This window comes from Mycobacterium shimoidei (assembly GCF_900417275.1).
In the GTDB taxonomy this organism is placed as follows: Bacteria; Actinomycetota; Actinomycetes; order Mycobacteriales; family Mycobacteriaceae; genus Mycobacterium; species Mycobacterium shimoidei.
In genome coordinates this window covers 4,140,810-4,157,824 of sequence record NZ_UEGW01000001.1, presented here as the reverse complement: position 1 = coordinate 4,157,824, position 17,015 = coordinate 4,140,810, and the positions used below count along the sequence as shown (strand labels likewise).

Annotated in this window: 18 protein-coding genes; 8 read left to right on the top strand and 10 right to left on the bottom strand. The window is 65.9% G+C overall.

The features are described 5' to 3' along the window. Window positions 1-35: 35 nt before the first annotated feature. The gene (locus MSP7336_RS20040) at window positions 36-1,730 is read right to left on the bottom strand and encodes an RNA polymerase sigma factor (RefSeq protein ID WP_113964421.1); all 1,695 of its coding nucleotides are present in this window, start codon (window positions 1,728-1,730) and stop codon (window positions 36-38) included. Between the two features lie 193 nt (window positions 1,731-1,923). Then, entirely contained in the window at window positions 1,924-2,694 is a 771-nt protein-coding gene (gene ppgK, locus MSP7336_RS20035) for a polyphosphate--glucose phosphotransferase (protein WP_069396606.1), read from the bottom strand. A 95-nt stretch (window positions 2,695-2,789) separates the two neighbouring features. On the opposite strand from ppgK, the gene MSP7336_RS20030 reads away from it, so the two are divergent. Further along, entirely contained in the window at window positions 2,790-3,659 is an 870-nt protein-coding gene (locus tag MSP7336_RS20030; protein WP_113964420.1) for an inositol monophosphatase family protein, read from the top strand. Window positions 3,660-3,664: 5 nt separating this feature from the next. On the opposite strand, the gene cei is transcribed toward MSP7336_RS20030, so the two are convergent. Then, window positions 3,665-4,312 (bottom strand): envelope integrity protein Cei, encoded by a 648-nt coding sequence (gene cei / locus MSP7336_RS20025; RefSeq protein ID WP_069396608.1) that lies wholly within the window; start codon window positions 4,310-4,312, stop codon window positions 3,665-3,667. 185 nt (window positions 4,313-4,497) lie between these two features. On the opposite strand from cei, the gene MSP7336_RS20020 reads away from it, so the two are divergent. Then, window positions 4,498-4,800: a DUF4193 domain-containing protein gene (locus MSP7336_RS20020; RefSeq protein WP_069396609.1), complete on the top strand. Its 303-nt coding sequence runs from the start codon at window positions 4,498-4,500 to the stop codon at window positions 4,798-4,800. Between the two features lie 17 nt (window positions 4,801-4,817). Here MSP7336_RS20020 and MSP7336_RS20015 read toward each other — a convergent pair whose 3' ends face one another. Beyond that, window positions 4,818-5,294 carry a DUF3093 domain-containing protein gene (locus tag MSP7336_RS20015; protein WP_069396610.1) on the bottom strand — a complete coding sequence of 159 codons (477 nt, stop codon included), beginning with the start codon at window positions 5,292-5,294 and terminating at the stop codon, window positions 4,818-4,820. A 25-nt stretch (window positions 5,295-5,319) separates the two neighbouring features. Between MSP7336_RS20015 and dut the strand changes: the two genes are divergently transcribed. Continuing rightward, window positions 5,320-5,784: a dUTP diphosphatase gene (gene dut / locus MSP7336_RS20010; protein ID WP_069396611.1), complete on the top strand. Its 465-nt coding sequence runs from the start codon at window positions 5,320-5,322 to the stop codon at window positions 5,782-5,784. A 135-nt stretch (window positions 5,785-5,919) separates the two neighbouring features. Next, a complete protein-coding gene (locus MSP7336_RS20005) occupies window positions 5,920-6,666 on the top strand; it encodes a DUF3710 domain-containing protein (RefSeq protein WP_069396612.1) in 747 nt (248 codons plus the stop codon). Between the two features lie 20 nt (window positions 6,667-6,686). Here the strand turns inward: MSP7336_RS20005 and MSP7336_RS20000 are convergent, their stop codons facing one another. Further along, on the bottom strand, window positions 6,687-7,388 hold the full coding sequence (locus MSP7336_RS20000; RefSeq protein ID WP_069396684.1) for a hypothetical protein: 702 nt from the start codon (window positions 7,386-7,388) through the stop codon (window positions 6,687-6,689). Window positions 7,389-7,524: 136 nt separating this feature from the next. On the opposite strand from MSP7336_RS20000, the gene MSP7336_RS19995 reads away from it, so the two are divergent. Both MSP7336_RS19995 and MSP7336_RS19990 read left to right on the top strand, forming a co-directional pair. After that, on the top strand, window positions 7,525-7,896 hold the full coding sequence (locus MSP7336_RS19995) for an OB-fold nucleic acid binding domain-containing protein (RefSeq protein ID WP_069396685.1): 372 nt from the start codon (window positions 7,525-7,527) through the stop codon (window positions 7,894-7,896). Between the two features lie 44 nt (window positions 7,897-7,940). Then, on the top strand, window positions 7,941-8,540 hold the full coding sequence (locus MSP7336_RS19990) for a DUF3159 domain-containing protein (RefSeq protein WP_069396686.1): 600 nt from the start codon (window positions 7,941-7,943) through the stop codon (window positions 8,538-8,540). A 97-nt stretch (window positions 8,541-8,637) separates the two neighbouring features. Here the strand turns inward: MSP7336_RS19990 and MSP7336_RS19985 are convergent, their stop codons facing one another. Then, a complete protein-coding gene (locus tag MSP7336_RS19985; RefSeq protein WP_069396613.1) occupies window positions 8,638-9,300 on the bottom strand; it encodes a potassium channel family protein in 663 nt (220 codons plus the stop codon). 40 nt (window positions 9,301-9,340) lie between these two features. Further along, window positions 9,341-10,015, bottom strand: a complete 675-nt coding sequence (locus tag MSP7336_RS19980; protein WP_113964419.1) for a potassium channel family protein — start codon at window positions 10,013-10,015, stop codon at window positions 9,341-9,343. Between the two features lie 80 nt (window positions 10,016-10,095). On the opposite strand from MSP7336_RS19980, the gene MSP7336_RS19975 reads away from it, so the two are divergent. Beyond that, window positions 10,096-12,090 carry an APC family permease gene (locus tag MSP7336_RS19975; protein ID WP_113964418.1) on the top strand — a complete coding sequence of 665 codons (1,995 nt, stop codon included), beginning with the start codon at window positions 10,096-10,098 and terminating at the stop codon, window positions 12,088-12,090. Continuing rightward, on the top strand, window positions 12,087-13,265 hold the full coding sequence (locus tag MSP7336_RS19970) for a class I SAM-dependent RNA methyltransferase (RefSeq protein ID WP_113964417.1): 1,179 nt from the start codon (window positions 12,087-12,089) through the stop codon (window positions 13,263-13,265). Before MSP7336_RS19975 ends, MSP7336_RS19970 begins: the two co-directional genes overlap by 4 nt. Before the next feature lie 6 nt (window positions 13,266-13,271). On the opposite strand, the gene MSP7336_RS19965 is transcribed toward MSP7336_RS19970, so the two are convergent. The 3 genes from MSP7336_RS19965 to MSP7336_RS19955 form a co-directional block, all read right to left on the bottom strand. Continuing rightward, entirely contained in the window at window positions 13,272-14,600 is a 1,329-nt protein-coding gene (locus tag MSP7336_RS19965) for a PPE family protein, SVP subgroup (protein WP_113964416.1), read from the bottom strand. Window positions 14,601-14,610: 10 nt separating this feature from the next. After that, window positions 14,611-14,910, bottom strand: coding sequence for a PE family protein (locus tag MSP7336_RS19960; protein ID WP_113964415.1), 300 nt, complete (start codon window positions 14,908-14,910; stop codon window positions 14,611-14,613). Window positions 14,911-15,461: 551 nt separating this feature from the next. After that, on the bottom strand, window positions 15,462-16,751 hold the full coding sequence (locus MSP7336_RS19955; RefSeq protein WP_113964414.1) for an ArsB/NhaD family transporter: 1,290 nt from the start codon (window positions 16,749-16,751) through the stop codon (window positions 15,462-15,464). Between the last annotated feature and the right edge of the window lie 264 nt (window positions 16,752-17,015).

The window sequence follows — 17,015 nt, the reverse complement described above, 5'->3', positions numbered from 1 at the left end:
TGCAGCTCAGAACAATTCGAGGGTGAATTGGCGACTCAGTCCAGATAGTCGCGCAGCACTTGCGAACGGCTGGGGTGGCGCAACTTCGACATCGTCTTCGACTCGATCTGGCGGATGCGTTCGCGGGTCACGCCGTAGACTTGGCCGATCTCGTCCAGGGTGCGCGGCTGGCCGTCGGTGAGCCCGAAGCGCAGCCGTACCACACCGGCCTCGCGTTCCGAGAGCGTCTCCAGCACCGACTGCAGCTGGTCTTGCAGCAGAGTGAACGACACCGCGTCGACGGCCACCACCGCTTCGGAGTCCTCGATGAAGTCACCGAGCTGGCTATCGCCTTCGTCGCCGATGGTCTGGTCCAGCGAGATCGGCTCGCGGGCGTACTGCTGGATCTCCAGCACCTTTTCCGGGGTGATGTCCATCTCCTTGGCGAGCTCCTCCGGCGTGGGCTCGCGGCCCAGATCCTGCAGCAGCTCGCGCTGGATGCGGCCCAGCTTGTTGATCACCTCGACCATGTGGACCGGGATGCGGATCGTGCGGGCCTGGTCGGCCATCGCGCGCGTGATCGCCTGGCGGATCCACCACGTCGCGTAGGTCGAGAACTTGTAACCCTTGGTGTAGTCGAACTTTTCCACCGCGCGGATCAGACCCAGATTGCCTTCTTGGATCAAGTCCAGAAACGCCATGCCGCGACCGGTGTACCGCTTGGCCAGCGACACCACCAACCGCAGATTCGCTTCCAGCAGATGGTTTTTCGCACGGTCGCCGTCTCGACAAATCCACGCCATGTCGCGGCGCTGCGCGGCGGGCAGCTTCTCGCCACGTTCGGCCATCTCGGCCATCAGCTGCGTGGCGTAGAGGCCGGCTTCGATTCGCTTGGCCAGCTCGACCTCTTCTTCGGCGTTGAGCAGTGCCACCTTGCCGATCTGCTTGAGGTACGCACGCACCGAGTCCGCCGAGGCGGTGAGCTCGGCATCCTTGCGGGCTTGGCGCAACGCCTCCGACTCGTCTTCGTCCCACACGAAATCGCCTGAGGCTTTGTCCTTTTCGGACGGCTCGGCGAGTTCGTCCTCCTCTTCCTCGTCCTCAGCGACGGGTTCGGCGGTCGCCACCGGCGGCACCACCTCTGCATCCTCGGCGACGGCCTCCTCGAGCTCGGTGTCGTCGTCGGCCGACACCTCCACCTCGAGTTCTTCGAGGTTCAGGTCTTCGGCGTCGAGCTCGATAACTTCGTCCGGCTCCACTTCGAGATCGGGCTCGCCGTCGAGGTCCTCGAGAATCTCGTCGGTGTCGACCGCATCGGGCTGGATCTCAGTGTCTTTGGCGCCTTTGGCGGCTTTGGTGTCTTTGGCGGTTTTGGTCGTTCGGGTGGTTTTGGCGGCTTTGGTGGTTTTGGCGGCTTTGGTGGCTTTGGTGGTCTTGGTGGCTTTGGTGGTCTTGGTGGCCGTGGTGGCGGCTTTGGCCGCAGGGGCTTTCTTCGCAGGACCACCGGCAGTTTTGGTACCGGTGCTCTTGGCCGATGCGCGGCGCTTGCTGTCGGCGCCGTTGGCCGGCGCCTTGGCCGATTTGGCCGGAGTCTTGGTGGCTCGTGTTGCTGTTTTGGTGGCCCGTTTGGCAGGAGCGGCGCCATTGGGAGACTTGACCGTGGATCGCTTCGCCCCGTCTTTAGCGGGCGACTTGGTAGCGTTACGCTTTGCCGGCTCGTCTGTTGCCGGGCGTGCTTTGGTCGCTGCCAACGTAAATCCCTTCGGTATGACTTAGTTGTTCGGGCCGAGCCTTCGGCGCTGCTGGCACGCGCTACCGAAAGTGTCGCCTATGTCGGATGTCGGCCTTGGTATCAGCGTGGATGCTCGCCGCTGTTGGTCCGGCGGTCGCCGGTGACCATTGTAACGACACAGCCCGCCCACACCGGGTACCGCACGCAAAAATTCAGTGGGTGACGTCGCTGGTCGCCGCCATCGCCGCGCCGACGATTCCCGCGGTGTTCAGCAACGCTGCCGGGACCACCGGGGTCCGGTTTTCCAGCAACGGAACCCATTTCTCGGCCTTGCGGCTGATTCCACCTCCGGCGATGAACAAATCCGGCCAAAACGCGTTCTCGAGGGCGATCAGGACCCTGGTCACCTGCTTGGCCCACTGCTTGTAGCTCCACCCCATTTTGTCCCGGACTGACGACGCGGCCCGGTGCTCGGCTTCTTTGCCGCCCACCTCGAGATGACCGAATTCGGTGTTGGGCAGCAAAATCCCGTTGTGGATCAGGGCCGAGCCGATCCCCGTCCCGAATGTGAGCAGCACCACCACGCCGGATTGGTTCTTGCCCGCGCCATACCGTTCTTCGGCCAGTCCGGCGGCATCGGCGTCGTTCAGGACGACGACATGCCGACCGTTTAACTCCGCGCTGATGACGTCCCGTGCGTTAGTGCCGATCCACGACTTGTCGACGTTTGCTGCGGTGCGGGCGACGCCCTCGATGATGACACCCGGATAGGTGACACCGAGCGGCCCCGACCAGCCGAATTCGTCGACCACGGCAGCGACGGTCTTCGCGACCGCCGCGGGAGTGGCAGGCTGCGGGGTCGGCAGCTTGAACCGATCGCCGATCAGTTCGCCGGTGTTCAGGTCGACAATGCCGCCCTTGATGCCGCTGCCACCGACGTCGACGCCGAACGCACGACGCGCGGTCGAGTCGGTGCTGGTCATCGGACCTCCTCGGCGAGACTTGAATTGTCCGCCCACACACTAATGCGTCGACGCGCGGTTGGCGGGCGTGTGAGCCGCTGTGCTGCGATAGGTCGGTGACCACAGCTGACAACCACCCCGCCCGGCTGCGTTCGGTGGCCGAATCGCTGGCCGCCGAAGCGGCGGCGTTCGTGCGTCGTCGCCGCGCGGAAGTGTTCGGCGCCGATGCGCGCCCGCAGGGGAGCGAAGCGGTGCGGACCAAAACCACCCCGACCGACCCGGTGACCGTCGTCGACACCGAAACCGAGCGATTGCTGCGAGATCGACTGGCGCAACTACGATCTGGTGATCCTGTTCTCGGTGAGGAGGGCGGTGGGCCGGCCGATCCCACCGCAACCGCCGCCGACAAGGTGACGTGGGTGTTGGACCCCATCGATGGCACGGTGAACTTCGTCTACGGTGTGCCGGCCTATGCGGTTTCGGTGGCCGCGCAAGTCGGCGGCGTGTCGGTCGCGGGCGCCGTGGCCGACGTCGTCGCGGGGCGGGTGTACTCGGCGGGCGCCGGGCTCGGTGCGCACGTCAGTGACGATCAGGGCACCCGCCGGTTGCACTGCACGGCGATCGACGATCTGTCGTTGGCGTTGCTGGGCACCGGGTTCGCATACTCTCGCCGCCGGCGCAGCGCACAGGCGACGCTGCTGGCCCAGATGCTCCCCGTGGTGCGCGATGTCCGCCGGATCGGTTCTGCCGCACTCGATCTGTGCATGGTCGCCGCCGGCCGGCTCGACGCGTACTACGAGCACGGGCTGCACGTGTGGGACTGCGCGGCGGGAGCGTTGATCGCGGCCGAGGCGGGTGCCCGGGTGATGTTGCCCGAACCGGGAGGACCCGCCGCCGGGCTGGTGTTCGCCGCGGCGCCCGGGATAGCTGACCAGTTGCTCGCCACCCTGGAGCGAGCCGGCGGTCTGAAGCCAATCGCAGACTAGGCCGATCAGCAGGTGTTGGCGTGGACCTTGGCCACCAGCGCGGGATCGGCCGGTTCGGCGCCGGGCCGCAGCCCGGCCAGTACCGCATCGATGTCATCGCTGTGGGCGAGCGCGGTGAATTCGGTTCCCAGCGCCAGATCGACGGAGTCGTCGGGGCGGTCATCGCGGAACAACTCGGCGCAGGGCACCACCAGCCACACTGCCGCCGCAGCGGCCTGACCGATCTCCCCGAAGCGGATCTGGCCTTCACAGGTCAACCGGGTGTTGGCGTAGATTGGGTCGTTCGCAGCGGTCGGCTGGGCGAAGCCAAGATCACGCAGCGCGCCGGCCACGTCCGCGGCCTGACCGCCGCGGCCGCTGGCGTTGAGCACCCGGATCCTGGTGTCGGCCAATTTGGCCGGGCTGACGTTTGCCATGGTGCTGCGCAGAACCGGCTCGCCCAGCCGCGGTTGAGCCGGGTCCGTCTGCTCTGGCGGCGGATTGCACACCACCGCCTCGTGCACGTCGGGCGGACGGGTCAGCGCGATCGTCCATACCAGCGCGGTGAGCACCACGAGAACGATCAGCGCAAAGATGGCGGGCCGGGCGTTACGACGCCGGAAGGGCCGGCCGTGCTTGTCGAAAGCCGTGCCTTCTGTGATTTGCGCGACCACGTGAGCACTCTAATCGGACGAAGATGGCCAGGTTTAAGACGCCAGACCATGGTCAACGCATAGTTGTGAGGTAAATCACACTTGAATAGCCCGGCATACGGGCACGAATCGTTTGGCGGATGCGTTCGACGCTGGTACAAAGCGTTGCCTGCACAGTTACAAGGGGGAGCGAGGGGAGAAGCCGAATGGCTACCGACTATGACGCCCCACGGCGAACCGAGACCGACGACGTCTCGGAAGATTCGCTTGAGGAGCTCAAAGCGCGGCGAAACGAGGCGGCCTCAGCGGTGGTCGACGTCGACGAATCCGAGTCCGCTGAATCGTTCGAATTGCCTGGCGCCGACTTATCCGGCGAAGAGCTGTCGGTGCGCGTTATTCCGAAGCAAGCTGATGAGTTCACCTGCTCGAGTTGCTTTCTGGTCCAGCACCGCAGTCGGCTCGCTAGCGAGAAGAACGGCGTGATGATCTGTACCGACTGCGCGGCTTGAGCGCCCACGGGTGGGACTCAGCTGCGCAATGCCGACAGCACCCGGTCCGGGTGGCGGCAGCTCACCAGCCAGTAGGGCGTCGGGTCATCCGGGTCGTCCAGGACGACTAGCACCATGGGACCGACCCACGCCCGATGCAGCACGTAGGCTGCGGGATCGAGCTGGCGCCCGAGCGCCGCTGACTTGGCCGAGCGGGGAACCTCCGCGGATCGAGCGATCACGGTGACGGGCAGGTGCGCCTGGTCGGCCCACAGTTCGACGCCGTCGTCGCCGACGCTGACGCGGACCTCCATTCGCCCCAGCCACAACAACGCACCCGCGGCGACGGCGAACAACACCACGAACGGTAACCAGTCGGGCAAACTGGGCACCCCCTGGTTGACCTCCAAGGCGATGATCGCCGCGGCCGCGAAACCCAGCGGCCACCACCACCACGGCACCCACAACCGTTCGCGATACCGCACGCTCTGCGGCGCGACGCGCGTACTCGACACGCGGTCAAGGGTAATCTGTGGCCCCGTGTCGACCAGTCTGGCGATTGTCCGCCTCGACCCGGAACTGCCGCTCCCCAGCCGTGCCCATCACGGCGACGCCGGTGTCGATCTCTTCAGTGCCGAGAATGTTGAACTCGCGCCCGGGCATCGTGCCTTGGTGCGCACAGGGGTCGCGGTGGCAATCCCGCACGGAATGGTCGGCTTGGTGCATCCGCGATCGGGATTGGCTGCGCGCGTAGGACTTTCGATCGTCAATAGTCCCGGCACCATCGACGCCGGGTATCGTGGCGAGATCAAGGTCTCGCTGATCAACCTCGACCCGGTGACGCCGATCGTCATACATCGCGGCGACCGCATCGCCCAGCTGCTGGTGCAGCGGGTCGAGTTAGTCGAACTGGTCGAGGTGGCGTCGTTCGACGAGGCCGGGCTGGCGGATACATCCCGTGGCGACGGTGGCCACGGTTCCTCCGGCGGACATGCGAGCTTGTGACCCGCTTCCGACGATGCAGAGGGCTTCCGACAATGCAAAGGGCTTCCGACAACGCAAAGGGCTTCCGACAACGCAAAGGGAGAGCGCGATGAGGTGGCCGTACCACCCGCGTGCGGGGGATAGGGGCGGCGAGTAATGGCATTCGGTAGACGCAAAGCCAAGGCCGACCAGTCCACTTCGGTACAGCCGGACGCGGCAGACGCACACCAGCCTTCGGATATGCCGGTCGAGCCGCAGTCCGAGGACCTGGAAGGCCCGTTCGACATCGAGGATTTCGACGATCCCGCGGCCGCTCAAGTCGCCCGCCTGGACCTCGGTTCGGTGCTGGTGCCTATGCCGCCCGCGGCCCAGCTGCAGGTCGAACTCACCGACACCGGTGTGCCGAGCGCGGTATGGGTCGTCACGTCCAACGGCCGCTTCACCATCGCGGCCTACGCCGCGCCCAAAACCGGCGGGCTGTGGCGTGCGGTGGCCGCCGAACTCGCCGACTCACTGCGCAAAGACGGTGCCCAGGTCACCATCCAGGACGGCAAGTGGGGCCGGGAGGTGGTCGGAACCGCAGCCGGCGTGGTGCGTTTCATCGGGGTCGACGGGTATCGCTGGATGATCCGCTGCGTGGTGAACGGCTCAAGCGAAACCATCGACGCGCTGGCCGAGGAAGCCCGAGAGGCCTTGGCCGACACCGTGGTTCGCCGCGGCGACACGCCGCTGCCGGTTCGGACCCCGCTGCCGGTGCGGCTGCCCGAGGCGATGGCGGCCCAGCTGCAACAGGCGGCCGCACAAGCGGCCGCCCAACAAGGGCAAGCTGCAACCGCACCTGCCCAACGCCGCGGCGCCTCCGGATCGGCGATGCAGCAGTTACGCAGCACCACAGGCGGTTAGCGCTTGGCCCTAGAGTCGCTTCAGAGCAGGTCGTCCAGCGCGGCCAGGCAGGCGGCACCGAGTGCGGCGGGTTCGGCGCCAATCTCGTCGAGCGTCAGCGTGCGCAACGCAGCGCGGGGGGCAGCGTTGACCCATTCGACCCCGACCGCCAGCGGATGGATCGGATCGTCGATCGCCGCGGCGACCCCCAGCGGTGCGGCCAGGCGCCCCAGCTCGGCTTGGTTCGGCGCGATATAGCCAGCGGCTTCGTCCATCGCGTCGGGTAGCTGCGGCCATTGCCCGCGCCAGGAGCGAGCCAACTCCTCGCCCAGCCAGGGCGGGCTCGACGCCCGCATTTGTGCCGTGGTCCGCGCCAGTCCCTGGCGGCGCAGCTGATCCGCGGAGTGCCGCGCCGCAAGCGCGGCCGGAGCGCCGTCCGGTGCGCCCGTCCAGGCAGGCAGCGCGGCGAGTACGGCCAGCGTCCGGTCCGGATGCTGTAGTGCCCAGGCGGCGGCGACCGCGGCACCGATCGATATGCCGCCGACGGCGATCGGACCTGCGTGGGCGGCATCGTCCAAAGCGGCGCGGTAGCCCGCGACGAGCCGGTTTGGGCGCGGCGCCGGCGTCAGCACCCTCGCGCCGCTGTCAGCCAACGGGCCGGCGAATGCCCGCGCGGCGTAGTCGTCGTCGGACCCGGTACCCGGCAGTATGACGGTTTTCACACCGCGCAAATCCGCAGCCACAGCGTCGATACTGCCCGGCTTCGGTGGGTACTGGACCGGCACCCCGGCGATCTCGTGGCGAATGGGAACCAACAGGTCTACGGTGTCCGTTGGCATGTTGTGGATCGGCTAGACCGAATGGGTTTTGAACGAGGTGATGGCGACGGCCGAAGGTTATCTGCGCCGGCTGACCCGTCGGTTGACGGAGGACCCTGAGCAGCGCGACGTCGAGAAGCTGTCCGAGGAGGCGGTCACTACTGGCGCGCAGCGCGCGATCGACTGCGAGCGCGGCCAAGAGGTGACGATGGTCGGCACTCTGCGCAGCGTGGAGACCAACGCCAAAGGCTGTGCCGGCGGCGTGCGCGCCGAGTTGTTCGACGGCACCGACACGGTTGCGTTGGTGTGGCTGGGTCAGCGCCGAATCCCGGGAATCGAGTCGGGTCGCACGCTGCGGGTGCACGGGCGGCTGGGCAAGCTGGACAACGGCACGAAGGCGATTTACAACCCGCACTACGAAATTCAGCGGTGACCGGTCGCAAACCGGCCACCGACCGCAGCGCCGTCGACCAGGTAATGGCCCAGTTGGGCGGCGTCAGCGGGCTGATCTATTCCTCGCTGCCGGTGGTGGCTTTCGTGGGGGTTTCCAGCGTGTCGGGTTTGCGCCCGGCCGTCGGCGCTGCGCTCGGAGTGGCCGCGCTCGTCCTCCTGTGGCGGCTGATCCGCCGGCAGTCCACGCAGCCGGCAGTGTCTGGATTTGTCGGCGTCGCGATCTGCGCAGCGATCGCGTATGCCCTGGGGCAGTCCAAGGGCTACTTCCTGCTTGGCATTTGGATGTCGTTGGTGTGGGCCGCGGTGTTCGCGGTGTCGGTGCTGATCCGCCGGCCGGTCGTGGGTTACCTGTGGAGTTGGGTCGGCGGACACGACCGAAGCTGGCGTGAACAGCGCCGCGCCGTTTACGTCTTCGACATCGCCACGCTGACCTGGGTGCTGGTTTTCGCGGCTCGATTCGTGGTGCAGCGGCTGCTCTACAACGCCGACCAGACGGGCTGGCTGGCGGTGGCCCGGATTGCGATGGGCTGGCCGCTGACGGCGTGCGCGGGCGTCGTGACGTATCTGGCGATCAGGGCCGCGCGACGGGCGTTGAGTTCGGCTCCGGCGCCGAGTGTGAAATGACGGTTGTCAGTGTGAATCCAGGGCGGTTTCTGGCGCCCCCGAAATCCCGCTCTGCGTTCACACTGGGCGCCAACGATTCACGCTGGGCGTAACGGCGTCAGCGCGCCGGCAGCAGCAGCGCCCGCAACTCCTCCTCCACCTCGGTAGCCGCGACGAAGAGCAACTCGTCGCCACCCTCGAGTGGCTCGTCGGCCTGCGGCACGATCACTCGCGCGCCGCGCAGAATCGTCACCAGCGCAGCGTCCCGCGGCAACTGAAGTTTGCGCACCGGCTTGCCGCCCCAAGGCGTGTCGTCGGGCAGCGTGATCTCAACCAGGTTGGCCTGTCCCTTACGAAATTCCATCAGCCGCACCAGGTCTCCGACCGCGACGGCCTCTTCGACCAGGGACGCCAGCATCCGCGGGGTGGACACCGCCACATCGACACCCCAGGCATCGGTGAACAACCATTCGTTGCGGGGATCGTTGACCCGCGCCACCACCCGGGGCACAGCGAACTCCGTTTTGGCCAGCAGGCTCAACACCACGTTGGCTTTGTCGTCGCCGGTGGCGGCGACCACGACGTCGAACTCCTCGAGGTGAATCGACTCCAGCAGGCTCAGCTCGCAAGCGTCGCCCAACCGCCAGTGCGCGGCCGGTATGGCGTCGACGTCGAGATGTTCGGGGTTGCGCTCGATCAGGCTGACCTCGTGGTTGCTCTCGATCAGTTCCCGGGCTATCGACCGGCCGACCGCGCCGGCCCCTGAGATCGCAACTTTCATCGGGTCCGCTCCTCAATCCGGCGGCTGCGCCCTCGGCGCGTCACGACTCGAGATCCTCACTGGGTGGCATGGCGGCGATGGCGCTCGCCTCCGCGGCGTGACCGGCGATCGCGGCGACATAGACCTGATCGCCGGCCTGGATGACCGTCTTAGGCTCGGGCAGCAGCCCGCTGCCGAACCGAATCATGAACGCGACCCGGGCGCCGGTGGCGGCCTCCAGCTCGGTGACGCGGTGTCCCACCCAGTCCTCGTGCAGCACCACTTCGACGACGGCGACGGTGCCGGTCGGGTCGCGCCACTTGGTGGTATCGGCTGCCTCGCGGGTGAGCGCGTTGAGCAAACGATCGGTGGTCCACGGCACGGTGGCGATCGTCGGGATGCCCAGCCGCTCATAAACGGCGGCGCGTTTGGCGTCGTAGATCCGGGCCACCACGCGCTGCACGCCGAAGGTCTCCCGGGCCAGCCGGGCCGAGATGATGTTGGAGTTGTCGCCGGAGGACACCGCGGCGAAGGCGTCGGCCTCTTCGATGCCCGCCCGCAGCAGCACATCGCGGTCGAACCCGACGCCGAGCACCCGCTCGCCGGCGAAGTCCGGGCTCAGCCGGTTGAAGGCGGTGCCGTCGCGGTCGATGACCGCAACGTCATGGCCGATCCGGGACAGGCCGTCGGCCACCGACGACCCCACCCGGCCGCACCCCATCACCACTACCCGCACCTGAGGTCCTCATCTCTGTGTGCTATGTCCGGTCTACGGAACGCTACCGGCAACCGCCGGTGGGCTTACTCTTGGCTCTCGTGTCCAAACTATCCACTGCGGCGCGCCGGTTGGTGCTGGGTCGGCCATTTCGCAGCGACCGACTGAGTCACACTCTGCTGCCGAAGCGGATCGCGTTGCCGGTGTTCGCCTCGGACGCGCTGTCGTCGGTCGCTTACGCTCCCGAGCAAGTGTTTTTGATCCTTTCGATGGCTGGGCTGGCCGCGTACTCGTTGACGCCGTGGATCGGTCTGGCGGTGGCCGCGGTCATGCTCGTGGTGGTGGCCAGCTACCGGCAGAACGTGCATGCCTACCCCTCCGGAGGCGGCGACTTCGAGGTGGTCACCACCAACCTCGGGGACAACGCGGGCTTGACGGTCGCCAGCGCGCTGATGGTGGATTACGTTCTGACCGTCGCTGTTTCGACAGCGTCCGCCATGTCCAACATCGGCTCGGCAATCCCGTACGTGGCAGAACACAAAGTGTTGTTCTCGGTGATCGCCGTCTTGTTGGTAACGGCGATGAATCTGCGTGGGGTCCGCGAATCCGGTGTGGCATTTGCCATTCCGACGTATGCCTTCATCATCGGGATGGGCGCCATGCTGGGGTGGGGGTTCTTCCGGATCTTCATGCTCGGCGACCAGCTGAAAGCCGAATCCGCGGGTTTCGAAATGCAGGCCGAACATGGCAAGATCGCGGGCTTCGCCCTGGTATTTCTGGTGGCCCGGTCGTTTTCGTCCGGATGCGCGGCGCTGACCGGTGTCGAGGCGATAAGCAACGGGGTGCCGGCGTTTCGTAAGCCCAAGTCCCGCAACGCCGCCACCACACTGCTGATGTTGGGAACCATCTCGGTCACTCTGCTGATGGGCATCATCCTGCTGGCCAACAAGACCGGGGTGCAGATAGCGGAGAACCCCGCAAAGCAGCTTTCCGGTGCACCGCCGCACTACATTCAGAAAACCCTGGTCGCCCAGTTGGCGCAGACCGTATTCGGCAGCTTTCACATTGGCTTCTTGCTGGTCACCGCGGCGACCGCGCTGATCCTGGCACTGGCGGCCAATACCGCGTTCAACGGCTTCCCGGTACTGGGCGCGGTACTCGCCCAGCACAGCTACCTGCCGCGCCAGCTGCACACCCGCGGCGATCGATTGGCTTTCTCCAATGGCATCGTGTTCCTTTCGGTAGCAGCCCTGTTGGCCATCATCTCGTTCAGCGCCGAGGTCAGCGCGCTGATTCAGCTCTACATCGTCGGGGTTTTCATCTCGTTCACGCTAAGCCAGATCGGCATGGTCAGGCACTGGACTCGCTTGCTGCACAACGAAACCGAACCGGTGGCGCGGCGCAAGATGATCCGTTCGCGGATCGTCAACACCATAGGGTTCCTGTCCACCGGCACGGTATTGCTCGTCGTGTTGGTGACCAAGTTTGTCGCCGGGGCATGGATCGCGGTGGTGACGATGGCGGCGCTGTTCATCTTGATGAAGGCGATTCGCAGGCACTACGACGCGGTCTCGCGTGAACTGCGCGAGCAGGAAGCCGAACGTGAGGAAATGGTGCTGCCCAGCCGCAACCACGCCCTGGTACTGGTTTCGAAGTTGCATCTGCCGACACTGCGGGCACTGGCTTACGCCCGCGCCACCCGCCCCGATGTGTTGGAGGCCATCACCGTCAGCGTCGACGACGCGGAAACCCGTGAGCTGGTGCGTAAATGGGAGGACAGTGACATCACTGTGCCACTCAAGGTCATCGCCTCGCCGTACCGGGAGATCACCCGTCCGGTACTTGACTACGTCAAGCGACTCAACAAGGAATCGCCGCGCACCGTGGTGACGGTGTTCATCCCGGAGTATGTCGTGGGCCATTGGTGGGAACAGCTGCTGCACAACCAGAGCGCGTTGCGGCTCAAGGGCCGGCTGCTGTTCATGCCGAACGTCATGGTGACCTCGGTCCCGTGGCAGCTGTCGTCGTCGGAGCGCCTGAAGCCAATGCAGCCTCATCTGGCTCCGGGGGATGCCCGGCGAGGTATTTTCGATTGATCGAACTCACCCTGACCACCGGCGCGCCGGCCAACGGGGGCAGCTGCGTGGCCCGCCATGACGGCCGGGTTGTTTTCGTTCGCTATGCGCTGCCCGGCGAACGCGTACGGGTGCGCGTCACCGCGGATCGTGGTTCCTACTGCCACGCTGAGACGCTCGAGGTGCTCGAGGCGTCAGACGATCGAATCGACTCACTGTGCCCGATCGCCGGCGCGGACGGCTCGGGATGTTGCGACCTGGCGTTTGCGCAGCCCGAGGCTGCGCGTGCGCTCAAGGCCGAAGTGGTCGGCAATCAGCTTGCACGCCTTGGTAATTACCAGTGGTCGGGCGTCGCCGAGGCGTTATCGGAGGCGGGTCCGACCGGTTGGCGTACCCGGGTTCGGCTCGGTGTGGGTGACGACGGTCGCGTCGGCTTCCATCGTTACCACAGCGACGAATTGGTCACCGAACTGAACTGCGCCCAGTTGCTCACCGGGATGACCGACGGTCTGGCCGAGACGGACTGGCCGCCGGGCGCGCATGTGCATGTCGTCGTCGACGACGACGCGCAACGGCACGTGGTGTGCAGCATGCGGCAGGGCCGACGGACCTCGACGGAGGTGATCGAGGGCAGCTACCAGGCGCTGCAGCGGGCGGGTCGGCGCAGCTGGCGGGTGCCGGTGACCGCGTTTTGGCAGGCTCACCGCGACGCGGCAGACTGCTATAGCTCGCTTGTCAGCGAGTTCGCGCAGGCCGGCCACGGCATGATCGCGTGGGATCTCTACGGCGGTACGGGGGTGTTCGCGGCGGCCTTGGCCAAGGCGGTGGGGGAATCCGGACGGGTGGTGACGGTCGATACGTCGCGGACGGCGTCGCGCGCTGCGCGAGCGGCATTGTCCGACCTCCCGCAGGTGTACGTGATCAACGATTCGGTGCGCCGCGCGCTGGCCGCCGAATCTGACCGCGCCGACGTGGCGGTCCTGGACCCGCCGCGCGGGGGCGCCGGTCGCGACGTCATCAACATGCTGGCCGACGCCGAAGTTTCTCGTGTGATGCACATTGGTTGTGAGGCGGCATCATTCGCGCGGGATATCGGTCTGTATCAAGGACACGGCTATGTCGTCGAAAACATCCGGGTGTTCGACTCGTTCCCGCTGACGCATCACGTCGAGTGCATAGCGCTGCTGACGCGCTGACGGCCATCACTGACCGAGCAGGCGTCGTTTCTGCTCGGTGAACTCGTCGTCGGTCAGGATTCCGGCGTCCCGAAGGTCGGCGAGTTCGCGCAGTTCGGCCGAGATGCTCGTGATGGGGCCGCTCGGCGACCGTTCTGGCGCCCCGGCCCGCTGGCGCATCGGCGTGCCGGGCTGGTCGCGACGCCGCCCGCCAACTGTGCCGGCCAGGGCGCGCCCAGCCATGCCCGCCAACGCCATCTCGCTGAACGTGGTCCCCGAGCTGGCCGCCAGGCCCTCAGCCGCGGCGCCGGCACCGGTGATTGGCGTTGTCACCGCGGCGGTGTGGAACGCCGGGGCGGCCGCAGCCCAGCCGGGCGGCACCGACAGCCGACCCACAGTGCTCGCCTCGCCGAGACCCGCAGACACCGACGTACCCCAGCCCGGAAACACTTCGAATCCCGGGTACACGCCACCGGTCTCAATCTGCGCGGCCTGCAGGGCAACACCGATGCCGGCGACATCTACGCCGAATGAGCCGGCCGTATCGATACCGAAGGTTCCGAGTCCGTCCACCGCTAAGGCACCAAATGCACTGAAACCCAAGCCCGCCAGGCCAAGGGCAAGGCTGGGGTCGATGGCTTGGGCCGGCGCGGCAGGCAACGACGTGACTGCAGCTGTTGGAACCGCAGACGATGATGAGGTCAGCGACGTCGCCCCTTCCAATGCCGTGGGCAAGCCCGAGGTGAGCTGTGACATCGCCGTCGACGTGTTTTGGGTGGCCGAGGCACCGGTGGCTTGGCCGACCGCCGCGGCCTGAGCCGCCAGCCCCGCCGGATCGGCGCCCTGGTCCGGGGGGTTGAACGGTGCCAAGGCCGACGCCGCTGCAGAGTTGCCAGCGTAGCTATACATCGCCGCGGCATCCTGAGCCCACATTTCGCCGTACTGAGCCTCGGTGGCCGCGATCGCGGCGGTGTTCTGACCGAAGAAGTTCGTCGCCACCAGTGACGCCAATTGGGCGCGATTGGCCGCGATCACCGGTGGGGGAACCGTCATCGCGAACGCCGCTTCGTAGGCGGCGACGGCGGCTTTGGCCTGGGTGGCTGTCTGTTCGGCTTGGGCGGCGGCGGTGTGCATCCACTCCGCATGGGGCGCGGCTGCGGCCGCCATCGCCGTCGATGCCGGCCCGAGCCACCCTTCGGACAGTCTGGTGATCACGGATTCGTAGGAGGCTGCTGCCGAGTTCAATTCGGCGGCGAGCCCGTCCCAAGCCGCCGCCGCGGCCAGCATCGGGCCGGAACCTGGACCGACGTACATCAGCCCGGAGTTGACTTCCGGCGGTAACATCGCGAATTCCATCACTTCCCCTTCACCTGGTCACGGCAGCATTGGCTGCCTCAGTGCTCGCATACGACCCAGCGCTGATCCCGAGGGTGGCTGCGAATTGTTCGCGAATTGCCGCGGCCTGCGCGCTGAGGGCCTGATACCGCTGGGCATGTGCCGCGAATCGTGCTGCGGTCACGACTGATACGGCATCGGCAGCCGCGGGCTGCACCCCTGTCGTCGGGCCGGCTGCGGCGGCGCTTGCGGCGCTCAGTGCTGAGCCGATGCTCCGCAAGTCGTCGGTGGCTGCCGCTAGCACCTCCGGCTGCACTCTTACGAAAGACAATGCTCTCTCCTAACTCCCTCCAATCGAGGGCAATCTGATGAACCCACGTAATCGACTACTGAATGGGGCGCTGCGGCGGGCCTCTCACCCCCCTTCGAGATGCCGAGCCGAGCGTTCGGCCACTTGTCGCGCGCTGATCTTGCAGCCAAGCTGCGCCACAACGGCTCTGGAGGCTATTGGCATTTGTCTCGAGCGCACTGTGAATCATCAGGCGCGGCAGCATTGTTTTACGACGAGTGGTTTGAACAGAACGTTCCGGGAACCGGCAGGGCGCCTTTCGGACGGACGGAGTTGATCACGACGTGAATCGCCTTTGTGGCGACGGGGTCGGCGACTATGGCGGTACCGGTTTGCATACCGTGGCCTTCCGGTCGGCGCGGTACGTCAGGCTTCGCCACCGTACCGCTTGAAAGATGCATACTTAATTCCGACCAGACTTCCCGGAGCGCCGCGTGTCACTGTATCGAATCAGCGGAATTCACTGACTTGAGGCCTCGGAATTTGCTGAATAATTTCACGCGGCAGCGAAGTGAGCAACGCTGCTCGATCATTCATCCCATGACCAAGTAGCGCAGCCAAAGATAACCCGCCGAAAGCGCGATCGATACCGCTGTGACTACTGCGCCTTTGCGGGTGAATTCCCAAAATGAGATGGGATGGCCTGCGCGCCTTGCGATGCCAAGCATGACGACGTTGGCACTGGCTCCGACTGCAGTCAGGTTGCCGCCGAAGTCGGCGCCCAGTGCCAACGCCCACCACAGTGTGTCGGGGTGTATGTGACCCGGCATCGCCGTGACCAGTTCGGTGACGATCGGCGCCATCGTGGCGACATAGGGGATGTTGTCGATAATGCCTGACACCGGTGCGGAGATGCCGAGGATCAGCATTACGGTCAGTGACTCATTGCCGCCGGTCGCTTCGGTCGCAGCCCTTGCCAGCTCATCAACGACACCTGTTTTCACCAACGCACCGACCATGATGAACAGGCCGGCGAAAAACAGCAGCGTGTCCCACTCAACGCTGGACAGGTAGTCCGATCGCTGCAAGCCCGAAATCACGATCAGTACGCCGGCGCCCAGTGACGCGACGACAGACGGCTGTATATGCAGAACCGGATGGGCGACGAAGCAGGTGAACACCAGGAGCAGGACGATGCCGCACTTGATCAGCAGCCCGCGATCGCGAATGCTCTCGCGTTCGTCCAATGACATGACGTCGGCCACCCGCCCGGCGTCGACGGAGAAAGACCCACGAAACAAGAGCGGCAACAACGCGACGAAGACGATCATGACAATCAGGACGATGGGTGCCATGTGCACGAGGAAGTCGTTGAAGCTCAGCCCCGCTCGGCTGGCGATGATGATGTTGGGTGGGTCGCCGACCAGTGTCGCCGCACCACCGATATTGGAAGCGAACACTTCGGCCATCAAAAGCGGCGCCGCGTTGATCGCCAGTCGGTCGCACACCAGCAGGGTGACCGGGGCGATCAGCAGCACCGTTGTGACGTTGTCCAGCAAGGCCGACCCCAACGCCATCACAACGACCAGCAGGATCATTATCCGCAGCGGAGAGCCACCGGCGCGTTTGGTCGCCCAGATCGCGACGTATTCGAAGACGCCGGTTTGGCGGAGCACACTGACGATGATCATCATGCCGAGCAGGAGAAAGACGACGTCCCAATCGATTCCGGTTGTGTGGGAGTAGAAGGCGTCATCGGTTTGGATTACCGGCAGGGTCAATACGATGGCAGCGCCCGCCAGTGCCACCCGGGTCTTGTTGACACGGTCACTGGCGATAAGCGCATAGGCGACCACGAAAACGGCGATCGCGATAACACTCATCAGCTGTACTGCCTGGGTTCGGCCGGCCCGACGTCGGCGCTGATCACGACCGGCGCCAGCCGGATCTGGAGGTCGCCGACATCAATGCGTCAGTGCCGTGGTCAGCAGCCACGACCCCGTCGGGCCAGCCGGACGGGGTCGTGACCACAATCCCGTCTGCGGCGACGTCCTCGGCCGGCGTGTCGCGATGTCACGTCGGCACAAACTGCCGGTAGCAAATGTCATGGCGTACCCCTGGTCGCAGAACAACGACGCCGACCAGGC